The organism is Exiguobacterium sp. J17977 (genome assembly GCF_018616375.1).
Lineage (GTDB): Bacteria > Bacillota > Bacilli > Exiguobacteriales > Exiguobacteriaceae > Exiguobacterium > Exiguobacterium mexicanum.
Genome location: NZ_JAEQBB010000001.1, coordinates 614212 through 632223, shown reverse-complemented (window position 1 = coordinate 632223; position 18012 = coordinate 614212). Strand labels below are relative to the sequence as shown.

General features: G+C 51.5%; 22 protein-coding genes and 1 riboswitch. Of the genes, 8 read left to right on the top strand and 14 right to left on the bottom strand.

The features are described 5' to 3' along the window. Positions 1-162: 162 nt before the first annotated feature. From glcT to KNO58_RS03145, 3 genes are all read right to left on the bottom strand, one after another. Complete coding sequence (glcT, locus tag KNO58_RS03155; protein ID WP_214751818.1) at positions 163-1008, bottom strand: glucose PTS transporter transcription antiterminator GlcT; 846 nt, start codon at positions 1006-1008, stop codon at positions 163-165. Between the two features lie 106 nt (positions 1009-1114). Next, positions 1115-1432, bottom strand: a complete 318-nt coding sequence (locus tag KNO58_RS03150) for a YuiB family protein (protein WP_021065526.1) — start codon at positions 1430-1432, stop codon at positions 1115-1117. A gap of 126 nt (positions 1433-1558) precedes the next feature. Continuing rightward, the gene (locus KNO58_RS03145) at positions 1559-2770 is read right to left on the bottom strand and encodes an NAD(P)/FAD-dependent oxidoreductase (protein WP_214717628.1); all 1212 of its coding nucleotides are present in this window, start codon (positions 2768-2770) and stop codon (positions 1559-1561) included. Positions 2771-3036: 266 nt separating this feature from the next. Here KNO58_RS03145 and KNO58_RS03140 point away from each other — a divergent pair, with 266 nt between their 5' ends. Further along, on the top strand, positions 3037-4014 hold the full coding sequence (locus KNO58_RS03140) for an NAD(P)/FAD-dependent oxidoreductase (protein ID WP_034778371.1): 978 nt from the start codon (positions 3037-3039) through the stop codon (positions 4012-4014). 35 nt (positions 4015-4049) lie between these two features. Here KNO58_RS03140 and KNO58_RS03135 read toward each other — a convergent pair whose 3' ends face one another. Then, on the bottom strand, positions 4050-4904 hold the full coding sequence (locus KNO58_RS03135; protein ID WP_214751817.1) for an NAD-dependent epimerase/dehydratase family protein: 855 nt from the start codon (positions 4902-4904) through the stop codon (positions 4050-4052). Between the two features lie 129 nt (positions 4905-5033). Between KNO58_RS03135 and KNO58_RS03130 the strand changes: the two genes are divergently transcribed. Continuing rightward, the gene (locus KNO58_RS03130) at positions 5034-5276 is read left to right on the top strand and encodes a hypothetical protein (RefSeq protein ID WP_214751816.1); all 243 of its coding nucleotides are present in this window, start codon (positions 5034-5036) and stop codon (positions 5274-5276) included. 40 nt (positions 5277-5316) lie between these two features. On the opposite strand, the gene KNO58_RS03125 is transcribed toward KNO58_RS03130, so the two are convergent. Next, positions 5317-5673, bottom strand: coding sequence for a HesB/IscA family protein (locus tag KNO58_RS03125; RefSeq protein WP_021065521.1), 357 nt, complete (start codon positions 5671-5673; stop codon positions 5317-5319). Between the two features lie 97 nt (positions 5674-5770). Next, positions 5771-5912: riboswitch (FMN riboswitch) on the top strand. 160 nt (positions 5913-6072) lie between these two features. On the opposite strand from KNO58_RS03125, the gene KNO58_RS03120 reads away from it, so the two are divergent. Both KNO58_RS03120 and KNO58_RS03115 read left to right on the top strand, forming a co-directional pair. Next, positions 6073-6660, top strand: coding sequence for an ECF transporter S component (locus KNO58_RS03120; RefSeq protein WP_031199812.1), 588 nt, complete (start codon positions 6073-6075; stop codon positions 6658-6660). Positions 6661-6785: 125 nt separating this feature from the next. After that, positions 6786-7289 carry a nucleotidyltransferase family protein gene (locus KNO58_RS03115; protein ID WP_214751901.1) on the top strand — a complete coding sequence of 168 codons (504 nt, stop codon included), beginning with the start codon at positions 6786-6788 and terminating at the stop codon, positions 7287-7289. Between the two features lie 123 nt (positions 7290-7412). Here KNO58_RS03115 and KNO58_RS03110 read toward each other — a convergent pair whose 3' ends face one another. Together KNO58_RS03110 and KNO58_RS03105 are read right to left on the bottom strand one after the other, a co-directional pair. Then, the gene (locus tag KNO58_RS03110) at positions 7413-8624 is read right to left on the bottom strand and encodes a NupC/NupG family nucleoside CNT transporter (RefSeq protein WP_214751815.1); all 1212 of its coding nucleotides are present in this window, start codon (positions 8622-8624) and stop codon (positions 7413-7415) included. 210 nt (positions 8625-8834) lie between these two features. After that, positions 8835-9071, bottom strand: a complete 237-nt coding sequence (locus tag KNO58_RS03105; RefSeq protein WP_021065517.1) for a YuzB family protein — start codon at positions 9069-9071, stop codon at positions 8835-8837. A gap of 97 nt (positions 9072-9168) precedes the next feature. On the opposite strand from KNO58_RS03105, the gene KNO58_RS03100 reads away from it, so the two are divergent. Together KNO58_RS03100 and KNO58_RS03095 are read left to right on the top strand one after the other, a co-directional pair. Beyond that, complete coding sequence (locus KNO58_RS03100; RefSeq protein ID WP_214751814.1) at positions 9169-10224, top strand: NAD(P)/FAD-dependent oxidoreductase; 1056 nt, start codon at positions 9169-9171, stop codon at positions 10222-10224. A 237-nt stretch (positions 10225-10461) separates the two neighbouring features. Next, a complete protein-coding gene (locus KNO58_RS03095) occupies positions 10462-11892 on the top strand; it encodes a S8 family serine peptidase (RefSeq protein ID WP_214751813.1) in 1431 nt (476 codons plus the stop codon). Between the two features lie 34 nt (positions 11893-11926). On the opposite strand, the gene KNO58_RS03090 is transcribed toward KNO58_RS03095, so the two are convergent. Then, positions 11927-12214, bottom strand: a complete 288-nt coding sequence (locus KNO58_RS03090) for a DUF1462 family protein (protein WP_214751812.1) — start codon at positions 12212-12214, stop codon at positions 11927-11929. Between the two features lie 102 nt (positions 12215-12316). Between KNO58_RS03090 and KNO58_RS03085 the strand changes: the two genes are divergently transcribed. Then, complete coding sequence (locus KNO58_RS03085; RefSeq protein WP_232819607.1) at positions 12317-12574, top strand: NifU family protein; 258 nt, start codon at positions 12317-12319, stop codon at positions 12572-12574. A gap of 34 nt (positions 12575-12608) precedes the next feature. Here KNO58_RS03085 and KNO58_RS03080 read toward each other — a convergent pair whose 3' ends face one another. Both KNO58_RS03080 and KNO58_RS03075 read right to left on the bottom strand, forming a co-directional pair. After that, entirely contained in the window at positions 12609-13379 is a 771-nt protein-coding gene (locus KNO58_RS03080; protein WP_131436991.1) for a TIGR01457 family HAD-type hydrolase, read from the bottom strand. Between the two features lie 4 nt (positions 13380-13383). Next, a complete protein-coding gene (locus KNO58_RS03075) occupies positions 13384-13827 on the bottom strand; it encodes a DUF86 domain-containing protein (protein ID WP_214751811.1) in 444 nt (147 codons plus the stop codon). 158 nt (positions 13828-13985) lie between these two features. Here KNO58_RS03075 and glpX point away from each other — a divergent pair, with 158 nt between their 5' ends. Next, entirely contained in the window at positions 13986-14966 is a 981-nt protein-coding gene (gene glpX, locus KNO58_RS03070; protein ID WP_021065511.1) for a class II fructose-bisphosphatase, read from the top strand. Between the two features lie 35 nt (positions 14967-15001). Here glpX and KNO58_RS03065 read toward each other — a convergent pair whose 3' ends face one another. The 4 genes from KNO58_RS03065 to KNO58_RS03050 all read right to left on the bottom strand — a co-directional run bounded on the left by KNO58_RS03065 (position 15002) and on the right by KNO58_RS03050 (position 18011). Then, positions 15002-15670 carry a DUF975 family protein gene (locus KNO58_RS03065; RefSeq protein ID WP_214751810.1) on the bottom strand — a complete coding sequence of 223 codons (669 nt, stop codon included), beginning with the start codon at positions 15668-15670 and terminating at the stop codon, positions 15002-15004. 100 nt (positions 15671-15770) lie between these two features. Next, positions 15771-16076, bottom strand: coding sequence for a hypothetical protein (locus KNO58_RS03060; RefSeq protein WP_214751809.1), 306 nt, complete (start codon positions 16074-16076; stop codon positions 15771-15773). Positions 16077-16241: 165 nt separating this feature from the next. Next, positions 16242-16622 (bottom strand): YutD family protein, encoded by a 381-nt coding sequence (locus tag KNO58_RS03055; protein ID WP_021065508.1) that lies wholly within the window; start codon positions 16620-16622, stop codon positions 16242-16244. A gap of 48 nt (positions 16623-16670) precedes the next feature. Beyond that, positions 16671-18011 carry a bifunctional metallophosphatase/5'-nucleotidase gene (locus KNO58_RS03050; RefSeq protein ID WP_251026028.1) on the bottom strand — a complete coding sequence of 447 codons (1341 nt, stop codon included), beginning with the start codon at positions 18009-18011 and terminating at the stop codon, positions 16671-16673. Between the last annotated feature and the right edge of the window lies 1 nt (position 18012).

Here is an 18012-nt window from a genome sequence, read left to right as displayed (position 1 = left end):
ACAACCGACGTATCTAAACGTTTTCATAATAAACGTTTATAAAAACAGAAACAGGCATGAATAAGGTATAGAACGTAGACCCCTCCTGATGGAGAAATCGTTGCGTTCCACTCCTTACTCATGCCTGATCGAATCAGTAACACGTAAGATACGTGGTATCAGTTATCTACTTGTTAGGCGCTGGAGATGCATCGTCAAATATGTCGCTTCACCTCGCGGGACCGGACGCTTCAATTCGCGTTCCATGATGCCCATCAGCTCCCAAGCAGTACTATAGCATAGCGGATATTCTTCGCGCAATACCTTTTCAATTTTTTGTGGGGCCTCCACCATCTCACCTGTCGCGACCCGCTCAACGGCGTACCTTAAGTGCCGAAGTAAGCGCTTATAATCGAGTGAAGTCCGGTCCATTTTGACGTTCAAACGACTCTCAATCGTCTGAACGATTTGCCCGATGATTTGGTTGTGCCGATTGACCTCGAGGACGTTTTTAAACGTCGTCGCCGAATGGATGTGGAGCGCGATGAATCCGATCTCCGCATCTGGCAATAACACGTCGAGCCGTTCGTGAATCATATCGACGATGCGTTCGGCCAAGGCGTACTCGTTCGGATAGAGCGATTCGGTCTCGAGTAAGAACGGATTCGTGACTTCCATCCCTTGTTCGATCCGCTTCATCGTGAAGAACAAGTGGTCGGTCAATCCGATATGGATATGTTGGTCGACTTTTTTACCGGTGTTGTTCTCGATAAAGCCGACGATTTCTTGCATGAAAGCAATAAAGTCCTCGTCGACGTGTTTGACGAGTTCACGATATTGCGACTGTTCTTCTTTGTCCGTCAGTTGATACACTTTCTCCGGGACACTGGCCGGGTCGACGAGATCGCCCGCTTTCTTGCCGAAGCCAATCCCTTTCCCGAGTAGAATGACTTCCGGTTCCGGATCATGTTGGCAAATGACAACGCTATTATTCAACACTTTCTTGATCGTATACATCGGTAATGTCATTCGTATCGCATCCCTTACTCACTATAATCGTTTCGTACTAAGTATATCGGTTCATCCCCTAAAAAAGTAGGCGGAAAACAAAAAAAGACGAACATTTCTGTCGTCTTTAAAACATTGAGTAACCACTCTTGCGCAAGTAGCGAATCGTGACCCCAGCCAAAATTGCACCGAGCAATCCGAAACCGAGCATGAACACATCCAGAAATTGAAGGCCGAGCACGCGTTCGTAAACGTTGGCGAGCGCGGTCGACGTCTCCGTGATGTAACTCGAGAGCTTGACGTTATCAATCATCATAATGACGAAAATCGGATAAATGAACACGAGCGTCCATGTTTTTTTAAGCAGCATGTTCAAAATGAAGCCGATGCTGAAGAAGATGACCAAATAAAGAATCGCCCCAATGACAGCCTGGATAATATGCATGCGATTGCCCCCTTTTCCCGTTGTCTATTATACCGAATCGTCTGCGCTTAGGTCAAAGGTGAACCGTAGGGCGCGTACAATAAAAAAGTGACCCGCTCATAGAAGCGGGCCACTCATATATATGGCTTAGAATTTACCTTTTTTGAGGACAAGACCGTACTTCTTCAATTCGAGGAAGTGTTTGTTGTCGATCACTTTCTTCATGAATGAAGCGTTGCGACCGAAAATCTTTTTGCCCATGACGATGCCGATGCCGTCGTTATGGCCAAGTGATGCGACTGTCCCTTTGCTCTCATACGTGAATTTCGAAGTCGATTTCCCGTTGATGAGGGCCGCGATGTTTTTCGCCACGTTGTGCGCTTGTTGTGTCGCGATTTGAGCAGTCGGCGGGTATGGACGGTTCGAGACCGGATCCATGACAGCCGAGCAGTCACCGATGATGAAGACGTTGTCGTGACCAGGGGCACGGTTGTCCGCCTCGACCATGACGCGGTTACGGACCGCTTCAAAGCCAGACTTCTCAACGATCGGGCTACCGCTGACGCCACCTGTCCAGAGAATCGTGTTCGCTTCAATCGTCTCCGTCGTGTCGCCTTGGAGTGGACCGAACGTGACGACACCAGGCTCAACGCCTTTGATGCCGTTTCCGAGTTTCATCTCGACGCCGTTGCGCTCGAGCCATTTTTGCGCGTACGTCGTGAGTTCTGGGTCGAAACCAGGAAGTACAGTCGGAGCCGCTTCGATGTTCACGATGCGAACCGCTTCACGTGGCACGTCATACTGTTTGCAAAGCTCAGGCACACGGTTGACGAGCTCACCGAGGAATTCGATTCCTGTGAAGCCGGCACCGCCGACAACGATCGTCACGTACGATCGGTCAGCTGAGCCGTTCGTTTTATATTGAGCGAACGAGTACTCGATATGTTCTTTGATTTTACGGACGCTGTTCAATGAACTGATTGTCATGGCATGCTCTTTAAGGCCAGGGATACCGAATGTTTCCGGTACGCCGCCAAGTGCGAACACGACATAATCATATTCAACTGCTGAACCGTCTACGAGCAAGACTTGTTTTGCCGTAGTATCGACGCGATCGACGATCCCTTTGACAAATTTCACACGTGACGGGTTCACGACGTCGTTGATGTAGATGCGAGCTTGATCCGGTTTCATCGTTCCGGCCGCTGGCTCATGAAGCCACGTCGTCTGGTAATGGTAATCATGCTTGTTGATGAGCGTGATGTTCGCGTCGCCAGCTGAGAGCGTCTTCTGGAGGTTGACCGCTGTGATGAGTCCACCGAAACCTGCGCCAAGAATAACAATGTTAGGTCGTTTCATGTTCATTTCCACCTTGTTTTGATAGTTTTGTTTTCTTGAACAATCATGTTGTGTGTTTTTTCACATGAGTGTTCACAATAAAGCCTAAACCTTGTTCAACCAATGTTCACAATTGCTTCTCGTTCATTGTACGCTGTTTGTTTTGTTTTCTCAATGGAAAAGCATATCTTCTTGAAATTTTTTTGAATGTGTAGCATGTTTGTACAGAATGGATTTAATTCACGATTGTCACTATAATAGATGTATACGTTTTGAGGAGGAATTCGATGAAATCGACGAAAGATGTGATCATCATCGGTGGCGGACCGGTCGGACTGTTCACCGCATTTTATGCAGGTATGCGCCAACTTGATACGGCGTTGATTGAAAGTTTGCCACAACTCGGCGGACAATTGTCGACACTGTATCCAGAAAAATATATTTACGACATCGCGGGCTTCCCGAAAGTGAAGGCCCAAGATTTGATTGACCAATTGAAAGCCCAGGCCGATCAGTTCGAACAGGACTACCGTCTCGGGGAGACCGTCGAAACGGTCGAGCGTCTTGAGGACGGCACGTTCCAGATTACGACGAATAAAGATGAGTACCATACGAAAGCCATCATCATCACGGCTGGGAACGGGGCATTCGCCGCACGACCGCTCGGCCTCGATGGTTGCGAAGACTATGCGAACCTTCATTACTTCGTCGATAACATGGAGAAGTTCCGTGACCGTCGCGTCATGATCGCCGGTGGCGGCGACTCTGCCGTCGACTGGGCACTCATGCTCGAAGGCATCGCCAAAGAAGTTCATATCGTCCATCGCCGTGACCGCTTCCGGGCCCACGAGCATACGGTCGAACAGATGAAAGCTTCGACGATTAACGTCTGGACGCCATATAACATCGAATCACTCTCAGGTGAGACGCACATCGAGTCGGTCGAATTGACGGACAAAGACGGTGAATCGAAATTCGTCGAAATCGATGACCTCATCTGTAACTACGGTTTCGTCTCGTCACTCGGCCCAATCAAAAACTGGGGCATGGAGTTCGAGAAGAACACAATCCGCGTCGACTCACGCATGGAGACGACGGTCGCCGGCATCTTCGCTTGCGGTGACATCGCCACGTATGAAGGAAAAGTGAAATTGATTGCGACCGGCTTCGGAGAAGCCCCAATCGCCATCAACCAAGTGAAGCAGCTCGTCGACCCGACAGCGCGTCACCCGCAACACTCAACTTCGGTATTTGCCGGGAAATAAAGATATGGCCCTCACCATCGCGATGAGGGCCATTTTCATTTACGGATGGTTTGGAGGATGACCCGATCGAGCCAGTCATCGAGTTGGGTAAAGACGAAGCCGGCCTTTTTCGCCTCGGCAATCGACATGTAATAGTCGACGTCCGTATCATATGGCGACGACTCGCCGTCTTTGATGATTTGGACCGGTTTATTTAAATGATGGCCAATCCGCTCCATGAGTGCACCGAGTGAGATGATGCCCTCACTCGCCGCATTGAACGGACCGGTCACATTGGCCCGACCGACCCATTCTAAAAACGACGCCGCCTCAAAACTTGAGATAAAGCCCATCTTTGCTTCGGGATGATGCAGGACGATCGGCTCTTCTCGACGGACGGCATCGATATAAAACTTGAGACGATCCGTATAGTCGTCTGGACCTAAGACGATCGGCAGACGGACGGTCGCGACCGGGAACGAGGCGCGGTGAAAGAAGTAGGACTCGGCTTCTCGTTTACCTTGTCCATAGTCGTGATCGGACTCGAGATGATAGTCATGATGAAGCGGATTGAAGTCACTTTCTTTCAAATCGGCGCCCGGTGCATAGACCGACATCGTCGACGTAAGCACATATTTGCCAACTTGATCCATGAACGCGTCCGATGCGATTTTCGCCTGATATGGATTGAAACAAATATTGTCATAGACGAGGTCGTAACGGTCGCGCGATAAATCTTTCATCGTCGCCACCGACTGTCGGTCCCCTTTGATGGAACGAATGCCTTCCGCCTCTGGCACTTGGAGCTGTCCACGCGTCACAATCGTCACATCATCACCGGCCTCCGCCAAGCGAAGCGCCAACCGCTTTCCAAAATAGCGTGACCCACCGAATATCAATACTTTTCTCATCGTCCCTACCCCTCCTACATAAAAATGACATCTCTTTTCATTTTCCCTTGGTTCCTCTCGACTAATCTTCCACATCCTTGAATTTTTTTGTTATTCTTATATATATGATAGAAGAAAGAGGCGAGACCCATGCATCAAATCATGTTAGAAAAAGGATGGACGTGTGAGTTACCGAAACAATACGCCATCTACCAAAGCTTATCCGATTTCAGCCGCTACTCAGTGCTTGACCAAGAGGAAGAGAGCATCTGTTCGTTCCAAATCACGACCGACACATGCAAAATCACGGCGTTCCGCCCTTGGCAACATCACATCGAATTGAATGCGACATCAAAAGTGATTCGCTTGATTTTGATGGAAGAAACCGACTGAATCGAAAAAAGGCCAATCGTCCACACGATTGGCCTTTCGTTTAGCAATCTCCAGGTGTCCCGGCGTTCGACGCCGTCCGGAAACTCGAACCGCATCCACACGTGGCGATGGCGTTCGGATTTTTAATCGTGAACCCTCCTCCGAGCATCGACTGCTTGTAGTCGATTTCGAGTCCGTCGACGACCCCATGGTCGGCTTCGGCGACGATGACGCGGACGCCGTGATGATCGAACTGGATATCTCGATCGGTCTTATCTTCATCGAACCCCATCCCGTACGAGAGACCGGTGCAGCCTCCGCCTTGCACCTTGATGCGCAAGTACTGATTCTCGGGGTGTTCTGTCTGTTTCATCATATCGATGACTTGTAATGCAGCTGACTCTGTCAAATGAATCATCTGAACTCCTCCTTCATTATCTTAACTTCAAGTCAACTGACTTGAGATTTTGTGAAATATCTTGTATAACTAAACTGTAACAAAAAAAATTAAATCGTTCCATCTTCGGGGCAGGGTGAAATTCCCGACCGGCGGTATTGAAGACATGATCTTCTCAGCCCGTGAGCGAGCAAGGCGTTGCTTGCTGATTTCGTGAGATTCGAAAGCCGACAGTAAAGTCTGGATGGGAGAAGATGGCGGCATCCGACCGATATCCGGATGTTTTCTTTGACGTGGTCTTTTCCGCGACGGAAAACATCTATTTCGTATGCGCGTAACCTCTCCCGATTGTATGATGCAATCGGGATTTTTTATGCGACGGGTGCCATTCATCAAGGAGCGACAAAAGGAGAGATTTTGATGAAAACAACGCGCAACAAACGATTGACAACACTGGTGACGCTATCGATGCTCGGGGCCATTTCTTTTGTCCTCATGCTCTTTAACTTCCCGCTGCCTTTCCTACCACCATTCCTAAAAGTGGACTTTAGTGACATTCCCGCGCTCGTCGCCGGAATCGTGTTCTCCCCACTCGCAGGCGTCGTGGTCGTCGCTCTAAAAAACGTCCTCTACTATGTCTTTAATGGTGGCGGCGTTCCGGTCGGTGAAGTCGCAAACTTCTTTGCAGGAGTCGCCTTCATGTATCCGGTCGCATGGTTCTACCATAAACGTAAAACGAATAAAGCGCTCGCTTCAGGTCTCGTGGCCGGTACGATCACGATGGCACTCAGCTTGGCGATTTTGAACTATTTACTCATCTTACCAGCCTACGCGTTCTTCTTCGGCATGACCGAGATGGCGCAACCGGCAGTTAAAACGGACCTCGTCCTCTACGGCATCTTGCCGTTCAACCTCATCAAAGCGTTGTTGATTAGCGCCTTGTTCGTCCCCCTCTTCCTCAAGTTGAAGCCGTGGATCGAACGCCAGCGGATGCAACTCCAGGCTTAATGCGAAAAGCACCTAGAAATAGGTGCTTTTTTGTATGGTTGCGTTATGCTTGAGGAAGAATAGGAGGGAATCACTTGAAAACGATTGAAGAGGTCACTCACTTTTTAGAGAATGATTCGGAATTGATGGGTCTCTTGAAAGACGTCGCTTCCCTCGAGCTACCCGACTGGTGGATCTGTGCCGGATACGTGCGGGCGAAGATATGGGATGACGTGCATGGCTATCCAACACCAACGCCGACCGAGGACGTCGATGTCATCTACTTTGACCGGTCTCAAATTGACGAGGCGATTGAAAAAGAATATGAGGCACAATTACACGTCCTGTCCCCGACCGTCCCGTGGTCGGTCAAAAATCAAGCGCGGATGCATCTGGTTAATCAATTGCCGCCCTATCAGTCGGCAGTCGACGCCTTGGCCCATTTCCCTGAGACCGTCACCGCCATCGGCGTCAGCCTCGATGCGAACGGACGCTTGAAGCTCTCCGCCCCTTACGGTGTTGAAGACATCGTCGGACTGAAGCTACGACCGACCCCAGCGTTCGCGGACGACTCTCCGCATCATCATATCTATCTCGCTCGAATCACTAAAAAGAATTGGCAAGCCACGTGGCCGAGAGTTCAGGAGTGAATGGCCCTCATCACCGACATGACCCGACCGTCTGTTTACGGTCGGGTTTTGCTGTGCGTTCATAAACGTCTTCACAAAAAAGAGTGACCACCGAAGTGATCACTCTGGGTATATCGGATTTGATTAGAGAAGCAGACCAGCAAGCGTGGCTGACATCAAGTTGGCAAGCGTACCTGCGAGAATCGCGAGGACACCCATACGTGCGATGTCGTTCCGACGGTTCGGTGCCATTCCACCGAGACCACCGAGAAGGATTGCAAGTGACGAGATGTTGGCGAATCCACAAAGTGCGAAGGCGATCATCGCTTCCGTACGTGCTGAAAGTTCACCCGTTCCAATTACAGGTGCGAACTCTGAGAACGCAACGAATTCGTTCAAGACGAGTTTTTGACCGAGGAAGCTACCGAACTGAACCGCATCTGCCCACGGTACACCAATCACGAATGCGAGTGGTGCGAACACATAACCAAGAATCAATTCAAGTGAGAGGCTGTCGAAACCGAACAAGCCACCGATCCCACCAAGAATCAAGTTGACGAGCGCAATCAATGAAACGAACGCGAGAAGCATCGCACCGACGTTCAATGCAAGGAAGAGACCGTCAGAGGCTCCGCGAGCGGCTGCATCGACGAAGTTCGCTGCTTTGTCCTCTTCATCTTCAGCAATTTCGATGTCATCATTATACTCTTCTGTTTCAGGAACGATGATTTTTGCGAACAAGAGACCAGCAGGTGCAGCCATGAAACTCGCTGCGAGCAAGTACTCGAGCGGTACACCAAGGGCAGCGTATCCAGCGAGAACCGAACCGGCAACCGATGCGAGACCACCGACCATAACGGCGAAGAGCTCCGATTGTGTCATCGTCGGAAGGTAAGGCTTGATGACAAGCGGCGCTTCCGTTTGACCGACGAAGATGTTCGCTGTCGCCGAGAGTGACTCTTTACGTGACGTCCCGAGTGCTTTCGCGAGGGCTGTCCCGAGAATACGGATGACCCATTGCATGACACCGAGGTAGTAAAGCAAAGCGATCAAAGAAGACATAAAGATGATAATCGGCAACACTTGGAACGCGAAGACAAAGTTGTCGCCTCCTACGGCTGTACCGAAAACGAAGGCGATTCCGTCATTCGCCGTGTTCAAGACGTTCTGAACGCCTCCTGAAATCCATTGTAACGCACTGCGTCCTGCTGATGTGAAGAGGACGAGGAAAGCGAACGTGAACTGTACCGCGAAAGCGGCAAGCACGGTACGCCATTTGATGGCTTTACGGTTGGTCGAGAAGATGTAAGCGATTCCAATTAGTGCCAAAATACCAACCACGCTCATGATATTCATTGGTGTTGTGCTCCTTTCATATTGGGAAAACCTGATATTGTGATATACCCGAATCGAGATGTGTCCTACCGTTTGAAACGCTTTCTTTTTATGTTGTTAAACGTCAGACAACCTACATTCGAACCTCTTTGAATATAACAGACCCTTTTTAAAAATGCAACGGGTCAAAACAGTCAAAATAAAAAAAGTTTGAAGTTGCTTCAAACTTTTTCACCACGCCATTTCTTCAATTTTTTCATATACATTCGTCACGAGTTGCTCTGGCGTATCTCCCGTCACGACCTCGCCGTCGACTAGACAAAACAAGTCGAGCGAACAGACGCCACAGTAGCCTGTACAGCCGTATTCAACGACATCTAGGTCTGGATCGGACTCTAGTTTGGCCCGGGCGATTTGCGAACCCATGGCCAAATTGGAGGCACAGAACTCAATGATTGGATTCATCATGTCATTCACCCTTCCCCTTTCCCACAAAACAGGAAAATGGTTCTTCTACGGCGTATTATAACATGATACAGTTGAAGTGTAACAAAGGGGGATTTTTATGCGCAAATTAGTCGTCTTGGGAGGCGGTTACGGGGGTATGCGTGTAATCGAACGCGTCCTCGGCCATCAGCTGAAGGATGTATCGATCACACTCATCGATCGTCTACCTTACCATGGGTTAAAAACAGAGTATTATGCACTTGCGGCGGGGACCGTATCGGATCGTGATATCCGTATCGATTTTCCAGAAGAGATCGATTACATATACGGTCAAGTCACCGATATCGATGCAGGCGACAAGATGGTTTTGCTTGCGAGCGGTGAAAAAGTTCCGTATGACGACCTTGTCATCGGACTCGGTTGCGAGGACAAGTATCACAACGTGCCCGGCGCCGCCGAGTTCACGTATAGCATCCAAACGCTTGAAGAATCACGCAAGACCCAACAAGCCATCAATGGCCTGTCACCGGGCTCAATCGTCTCAATCGTCGGTGCAGGGTTATCGGGCGTCGAACTCGCCAGTGAGTTACGTGAGAGCCGTCCCGATTTGACGGTCCGATTGTTCGACCGTGGCCCGTCCGTCTTATCGTTCCTCTCGAACCGCGTCTCGATGTACGTCCAGTCTTGGTTTGAAGAGCACGGCGTCGAGGTCATCAACCAGTCGAATATCGTCCGAGTCGACGCCGATGGCCTATGGAATCACGAGCAACACTTCCCGTCCGATTTGACGGTCTGGACGGCCGGGATTCAGCCGGTCGCCGTCGTCCGCAATCAAGGGTGGGAACTCGATGGCGGCGGCCGCGTCAAATTGACACCGCATCATTACGTCCCGGAACAGCCGGACATCTTCGTCGTCGGCGACAACGCCAGTCTTCCATATGCGCCTTCCGGCCAGCTCGCGGAAGCGCAGGCCGAACAGATCGTCCAAGTGCTGCTCTGTAAGTGGAAAGGTGTCAGTTATCCGGATCTGCCGGATATCAAACTCCGTGGGACGCTCGGCTCACTCGGCAAGAAGGCCGGATTCGGCGTCTTCATGGGCAAACAGTCGCTCACCGGTAAAGTCGCTCGATTGCTCAAGTCCGGGATTCTTTGGAAGCATAAAGTCATTAAATAACATGAACGGGTGACCATCACGGTCACCTGTTTTTTTGTGTAACGTGCTCGATTTGTCGTTCTGCCGCCATCTCCTTGAGACAAAAGTCTTGTATCTGAATCCCCTGTATCCTTATCTAAATATTCAGATTTTTAATTCCATTGACATATTCTACCCGATGGGAAAACTTGTTACTCTATGGGCACGGCAGTTCGACATCGCGTCACCTCGCCTACATACCCCAAAGGAGGAAACAAGTTGAAAAAAGTTTGCAGCACCGTCCTCGCTTCATTGCTCGTACTGTCAACCGTTCCAGGAGGCGCAGAAGCCGCCCCGAACAAAGAGAAAGAACGCGTCATCGTCGTCTTCAAAGAATCAGCGAAGAATATCCCGCTCTCGATTGAAGGCATGGAAGTTCGCCAACAGTACAAAAACATTCCTGCCGCTGCCCTCGAAGTACCGAAAGCTGCCTTGAATGGCTTGAAGAACAACCCGAACGTCGCCCACGTGGAAGTCGACCAAACGGTACAAATCGAAAACCAGACACAAGATTGGGGTATTCCGAAGTTGAAAGCTCCATCGGCTTGGCAGAGTGGATACACCGGGAAAGGCGTGAAAGTATCGGTCGTCGATACGGGAATCTCGGCGCACCCCGATTTGACGATCGCCGGTGGCGCCTCGTTCAGTACGGTCACGAGCTCATACGCGGATGACAACGGTCACGGGACGCACGTCGCCGGGATTATCGGTGCCCGCAACAATAGCATCGGTACCGTCGGGATTGCCCACGAAGCGAGCATTTACGCGGTCAAGGCACTCGAGGCAAACGGTAGCGGTAGCCTCTCGAGCATCATCGCCGGGATTGACTGGTCGATCACGAACCAAATGGACGTCATCAACTTGAGTCTCGGGACGACAAGTCCATCGACGACACTTCAACAAGTTGTCGATCGCGCCAATAACGCTGGTATCCTCGTCGTCGCGGCAGCCGGTAACAACGGACGCGCTGACGGTACGGGCGACCTCGTCAACTACCCGGCCCGTTACAGCTCGGCGATCGCCGTCGCAGCGACGGACATCAACAACAACCGCGCCTCGTTCTCGGCGACAGGTAGCACGGTCGAAGTCGCGGCACCAGGTGTGGGCATCAACTCGACGCTCTCAAATGGCGGCTACGGCCAAATGAGCGGGACATCGATGGCGACACCTTACGTCGCCGGTAACCTCGCGCTTATGAAACAAGCGTTCCCGACGTTGTCGAGCTCGCAACTCCGCACGAAACTGTCACAAGATTCAATCGACCTCGGAACGGCTGGCCGTGACACATGGTTCGGGAACGGACTCGTGCAGGCACCGACGTCTGGCGGCACGACGCAACCTGTCCAAGCGCTCTCGACGACGGTATCGACATCGAAGTCAACGTATTACGCTGGTGAAGTCGTCTCGATCTCATCGACGGTCCGGAACTCGAACGGCCAAGCGGTCGCGAACGCCGACGTCCGTGTGACGGTCACACAGCCGAATGGCGCGACGCTCGTCGGCACTGGCAAAACGAGTTCGACAGGTGCCATCACGTTCACACTCTCGACAACCTCTTCATCACAGCGTGGGACGTATCAAGTAAAATCTGATGCGACGCTCACTGGTTACACGGCAGGTTCGGCGACATCGTCGTTCCAGCTTCTCTAAACAAAAAGTCGAGCGATCACATCGCTCGACTTTTTTATGCTGTCGTCTGTTCGATGGCCGAATAGACTTTCCGAAGCTGGACGACCCCTTCGTCCACGACTTCCCCGTCAATCAGCACGAGCGGATAGAACCACTCGTCCTGCTTGATCGCTTCGGCGATGTCATCGTTCGCCGTCTCAAAATCGATATACTCAAACTCGAACGCCTGATTCGGATATTTCCGCGCCAATGCACTTTGTAGCCACTCATACGTCTCGATTGAACTCGGTGCCCCGACACAGCTCGCACACTGTACTTCGGCCCCATATACCGTGATTTTCATATCGATTCCCCCTCTTGTTTCCTATTATACAAAAATGAAGAAGCCGCATCGCCACAAAACGCTCAGCGTTAATGATTGAGAAACAATCTCAAACTTGCTAGAATGAAAGGGAACCAGAAAGGGGTAGATACCATGGAAATGTTTGATCAAGTCCAAGAAGTACTCGATAAATTACGCCCGTTCTTGCTTCGCGACGGCGGTGACGTCGAACTCGTTGATGTAGAAGAAGGCATCGTCAAACTTCGTTTGATGGGTGCATGCGGCAGCTGCCCATCTTCAACCATTACATTGAAAGCCGGGATTGAGCGCGCGCTCATCGAAGAAGTACCTGGCATCGTTGAAGTCGAACAAGTATTCTAAACAAAAAGGGAGACAATCATGTCATCCCTTTTTTTCATGCATGCGTCCATTCGTCCAAGCTCTCGACCATATAGGTTGGGAGCTTTTCTTGTTCCTGGATGAAAGCCGGACCGTGCACCCCTGAGTTGACGTGGAGCGTTCGAATCCCACCGTTGATGCCGAACAAGATGTCGGTATGATAGTTGTCCCCGACCATGACGACTTCCTCTTTTGTGAGGCCGATCATCTCAAGCGCGATGTCGACCATGACCGGTTCCGGTTTGCCGATAAAGAACGGATCTTTTTCCGTCGTCACCGTCAAGACGGACGTGAGCGCCCCGTTCCCCGGTAAAAAGCCGCGTTCGGTCGGAATGGCGATGTCGCCGTTCGTCGAGATGAAGCGAGCACCGGCCCGAATCGCGAGCGCACCTTTCGCCAACTTTTCGTACGTGATGTGGCGGTCGAGCCCGACGACGACGTAGTCTGCCTTCGCCTCTTCCGTCACATGGAAGCCCCGTTCTTCGAGCGCCAGGCGCAAGCCGTCTTCCCCGATCATGTAAATCGTCGCTCCCGGCGTCATCTTCTCGATGTAACGAGCCGTCGCCATCGCACTCGTCAAGACGTGCTCAGGCGTCACGTGCACCCCCATCGAGACAAGTTTATCCGCCACCTGTTCCGGCGTCATCGACGCGTTGTTCGTAACAAATAAGTACGGAAAGCCGGTTGCCTCGAGTCGATTCACGAAATCAACCGCTGCTTGAATCGGGGCCGTCCCCGCATACATCGTGCCATCTAAGTCAAATAAATATCCTTTAATCGGATTCATCCAATCACTCGCTTTCTGGTAAAAATGCTGATACAGGACCGAGCTCCACTTCGAGATAGCGTCGGACCTGCTCTGGGAATGCCTCGAACGTCGGTCGATTCCGCTCGACCCAGGCGTCGAACCGGGTTGAATCGGCCGTGACAAACTCCCTGACGTAATGGGCCCGTAGTCCGACGAGCGCTCTCGTCGCTTCCGCCGTTTCGGCATCGAGCACACGCTCGTCAAGCAAGATGTCGACAATATCCTCATAGCTGCCCGGGTCACGCATGATGAACCCGTCAATCATCGAGTTGCCGACGTCAATCACGCCTTCCATCAAATGAACGGCCAACCGTTGTTTCGCCAGCTCGATGGTGAACGCGTCCCCCTCCAATTGGTCGAGCCGACTGAGCATCGTCTCCATATGGACCAACGTCTCGTTAATCTTTTCTCTGTTCACAAAATACATCGCAATCCCCCCTGCCTCCTATAGTAATCCTTTTTCTCGTTCGAGAAAAGAATCTCTCCTATTTACATCATTTACGCAATTGTGATACACTAATCCACGGATTAACACAACTATTAGTATGTCACATTAAATAGATATCACGTGGAGGGTACAACACTATGGAACGAGAATTAGCGTTAGAGATCGTACGAGCAACCGAGGCAGCAGCACTGGCCTCATCGAAATGGATTGGTCGTGGTCAGAAGAACGAAGCGGATGACGCAGCGACATCGGCCATGCGTGAAGTGCTTGGCACCATCAATATGGATGCAACTGTCGTCATTGGTGAGGGTGAACTCGATGAGGCCCCGATGCTTTATATCGGGGAACGCCTCGGGACGACGTTCGGACCAGAAGTCGATATCGCCGTCGACCCGCTCGAAGGAACGTCCATCGTCGCCAAAGGTCTCGGGGACGCCATGGTCGTCATCGCGGTCGCGGATAAAGGCGCCCTCCTCCACGCACCAGATATGTATATGGATAAGCTCGTCGTCGGCCCGAACTTGAAAGGGAAAGTCTCACTCGACGAACCGCTCGAGTCGATTATCGAGAAGGCCGCCCTTTATAACGGCAAACGCATCGAGGAAGTGACCGTCATCATGCAAGACCGTGATCGTCATGAACATTTCCGTCAAGCGGCGATGAACATGGGCGCACGCGTCAAACTATTTGAAGACGGAGATGTCTCGGCCGGAATCGCGGCGGCCGTCAAGTCGAACCCGATCGATATCTTCATCAGTACGGGTGGCGCACCAGAAGGCGTCATCACGGCAGCGGCCGTCAAGGCGCTCGGCGGTGACATGCAGGCCCGCCTCCACCCGATGAACGAGGAAGAGACGGCACGCGTCATCTCGATGGGCATCGAGGACCCGCTTCAATTGCTCACGCTTGACGACCTCGTCAAGAGCGACGACTGCATCTTCGCAGCGACAGGCGTCACATCAGGTGAATTGCTCGATGGCGTCAAATTCTTGACGGACGATATCGTCGAGACGACGTCACTCGTCATGCGCTCGAAGACGAAGACGATTCGTAAAGTCGTCGCCGAGCACACGTTATCGCTCAAGCCATACCTTCAAAAACAAGAAGTCAACGCCTAAAAAAACCTCTGCTCATCGAGAGCGGAGGTTTTCGTTTAGAATCCTTGTTCAAAATCGGTGCCGACATGGTTCGTCTGCGGTTGTTCCGCTTTCCGAAGTGAATCGTAGAACGTCGCGTACGTCGTCGTGAAGTACGGGTAGACGTACAAGAAACCGATCCCGAGTGTAATGATTCCGAGAAGGAACCAACCGATGAACGAGAGGACGAGTTTGAACGCGTCCATCTTGTGCCCGTCCATCATCCGGCGTGATTCAGTAATCGCCTCGAGGGCCGATAGTTCCGGTTGGTCACGCAAGATGTAATACGTGAGCGAATACGAGAAACTTTTAATGATTCCCGGAATCACGAGGAGCAACGACCATAGGAAGATAAACAGTCCCATGAAGAACGGAGCGAGCACGTGCTTGACGTATCCCGTTTTGAAAGGCTCGAACAATGTCGAGACGGCCGGCTTATCGCCGCGTGACACGGACAAGACGAGCCAAGACCAACCGATTGCGAGCGGTGCGATCAATAACGTGAGGAGGAGCGACAAGAACGTAAGTCCCGTGTCCGCTGCCGTCGGAACCGCTTCCGGGTCTACCGTCGGTGCGAACGATTGTGGAATTCCGTTCAAGACGACGAACAAAATCAAAAGTCCGGCGAGTAACCAACGCTTTCCAGTTAACATTTGTTGTGCATGTTGCTTGAGTTGTGCAGTCATTTTCATCATCCTTTTTTGAGTTCTCTCCTAAGTGTACGTCATCACTTGATGAAAAGTTTCAAAAAAACACGAAAAAAGGGAAAAGGTTTTTCCCTTCCCTTCAATACATGACATTGCCCATGAAAAACTGGGACATCGATACAATAAATAAGAGCACACCTGTAGCCACTGCCGCCAATGAAATGATTTTAAAGAGACGGCCTCTCAAGAACGCCTGACGATATTCAAAGCGACGGATCAGCAAGACGTGGACAACCTCATAAATCAGGACTGCGGCGGTGAAGTAAAACGTCATGATACTCCCAAACGCGAAGAACAACATCGCCATTAGGCCCAAGCCGAAGTTATGAATTCGATTATGGACGTCATCGCGGTCACCGACGGTCGCCGTTTGTACGTGTTGCATACTTCCACCTCACTTCCAAAGCCCACAAAAACCCGAACAGAAACAATAGCCTTAAATATAAGTTATCACAATTTTCCTATGCCTAAACCTGTCACACCGTCTTTTCACCTAAAAGAAACATTTGGAAAATAAATGTAACAAAAAAGCGCTGATGTCATCAGCGCGTCATGTACCGGTCGAAGGCTCGGCTTCTTCCGATTTATTAAATTTGCGTTTCAGTTTGAGCGGTTGTTTCGTGCCACCGAAGACTGGACCGTCTTCCGCCTCATCGATTTCCGTCTCTTTTTTGAGTACAAAGAACGGGCATCCAAAGTTACAGTATTCATACACGTAATCCATCACGTGATCGATTCGATTATCATACGTCGCGAACTTGGACTTCGTCTCATAGAACCCTTTCAACCGAAGTTGTCCGTGGCCCCAATCCCCGACGATATAATCGTATTTATCGAGCACGTCGCTATAGCGTGCGATGAACGCTTCCTCGTCAAAACCGTCACGTTTCTCTTCGATGACGGTATAGCCGTGGCGATTCACTCTAATCATGTTTCACACCTCCACTGTTCTATCATAGCATGCCGACCGCTCCCGCCCCTATCCTTTTCGGATGGCGTTATGGCGGGTCACGATCGTCTCGCGTAACACGTCACGCAGCAGTTCCGGCATAAAGTAACGTTTCGGCTGATCGGCCAAATACGGAAGGAGCGGTCCGAACGTGAACATGTCGACCGTGGCGACACGATACGTCCCGTCTAGCCTGATGTCCTCACCTTTGATCGAATAGCGACCGCGTTGCGTGTCGATCCCATGGAGGATCGGGCTACCGAGCACCGTCCCGCGAAAACCGAGGCCACGGACATGCATCGTCGTGAACGCATCTTCTTGGACGTCGTTCAAAAATCGGACGAGGGTCGCTCCGTCAAGCGTCAAGACACAAGGGTTGATCGGATGCGGACAAATCCGATGCAACATATTGAGCGTGACGTGGCCCGGGTTCAAGCCTTCCAATAACACACCGGACGGAATGATGCTCAGTTCGGCGTCACACCAGTCCGCGAGTCCGCTCGCCAACAAGTCGCCGATTGCCGACGGACCAAACCAGTCACTCGCATAACCTGGCGTCTCGGCGATGGTCACATCGAGCAGACGCTCGGCCTGACCATACTCTTCCGCCAACACCGCGACCGTCGCCGCGTCCGGGTCACGCTCCGATAAATTGTGGAGACAAGCCCGTTTCTCGACGACTCGGGTCCCTTCGAACGTCAGCTCGACTTGCCCGACGTACTGCCCGTACTTGCCGGCCTGTGCGATGAGGACCCCGTTCGTGACGACCCCGTCATCGAGAACATGATGGGTATGAGCCCCGAGGATGACATCGATTTCCGGGAACGCCTCGGCGAGCCGCTCGTCGGCGTAAAACCCGAGATGGCTGAGCGCGATGATGACGTCGCAGTCTCGAAGTGTCTCAAGGGCACGCGTCGTTGTCGCATGCGGCGCTTCGATGGTCCAACCGAGTTCAGGGTAAAGCTCTTCATACGGTGCGGTCACCCCGAACAACCCGATTTTGATACCGTCTCGTTCGACGATGAGCGTTTCCGACGCCCAGTCCGGTCGTTCTCCGGACGCTTGATAGACATTGCCTAACAAAACCGGGAATGCGGCCACGTCATACAGATGGGCGAGCCAATCGTGCGGGAACGTGATGCCTTCGTTATTGCCGATGGTGACGGCGGTCGGTTGAATCCGATTGAGCAGGCGCACGTTCACTTGTCCGCGGGTCACTTCCGTCGCCGGATGGGTCCGGTCGGCATGGTCGCCGAGATCGAAAACGAGCGTATCGTCCGTTCGATGCTCATTCAAAAACGAGACGAGCCGCGGCCAGTTATGAAATTTAGAATGTAAGTCATTATAATGGAACATCGTAATCGTTCTCAAG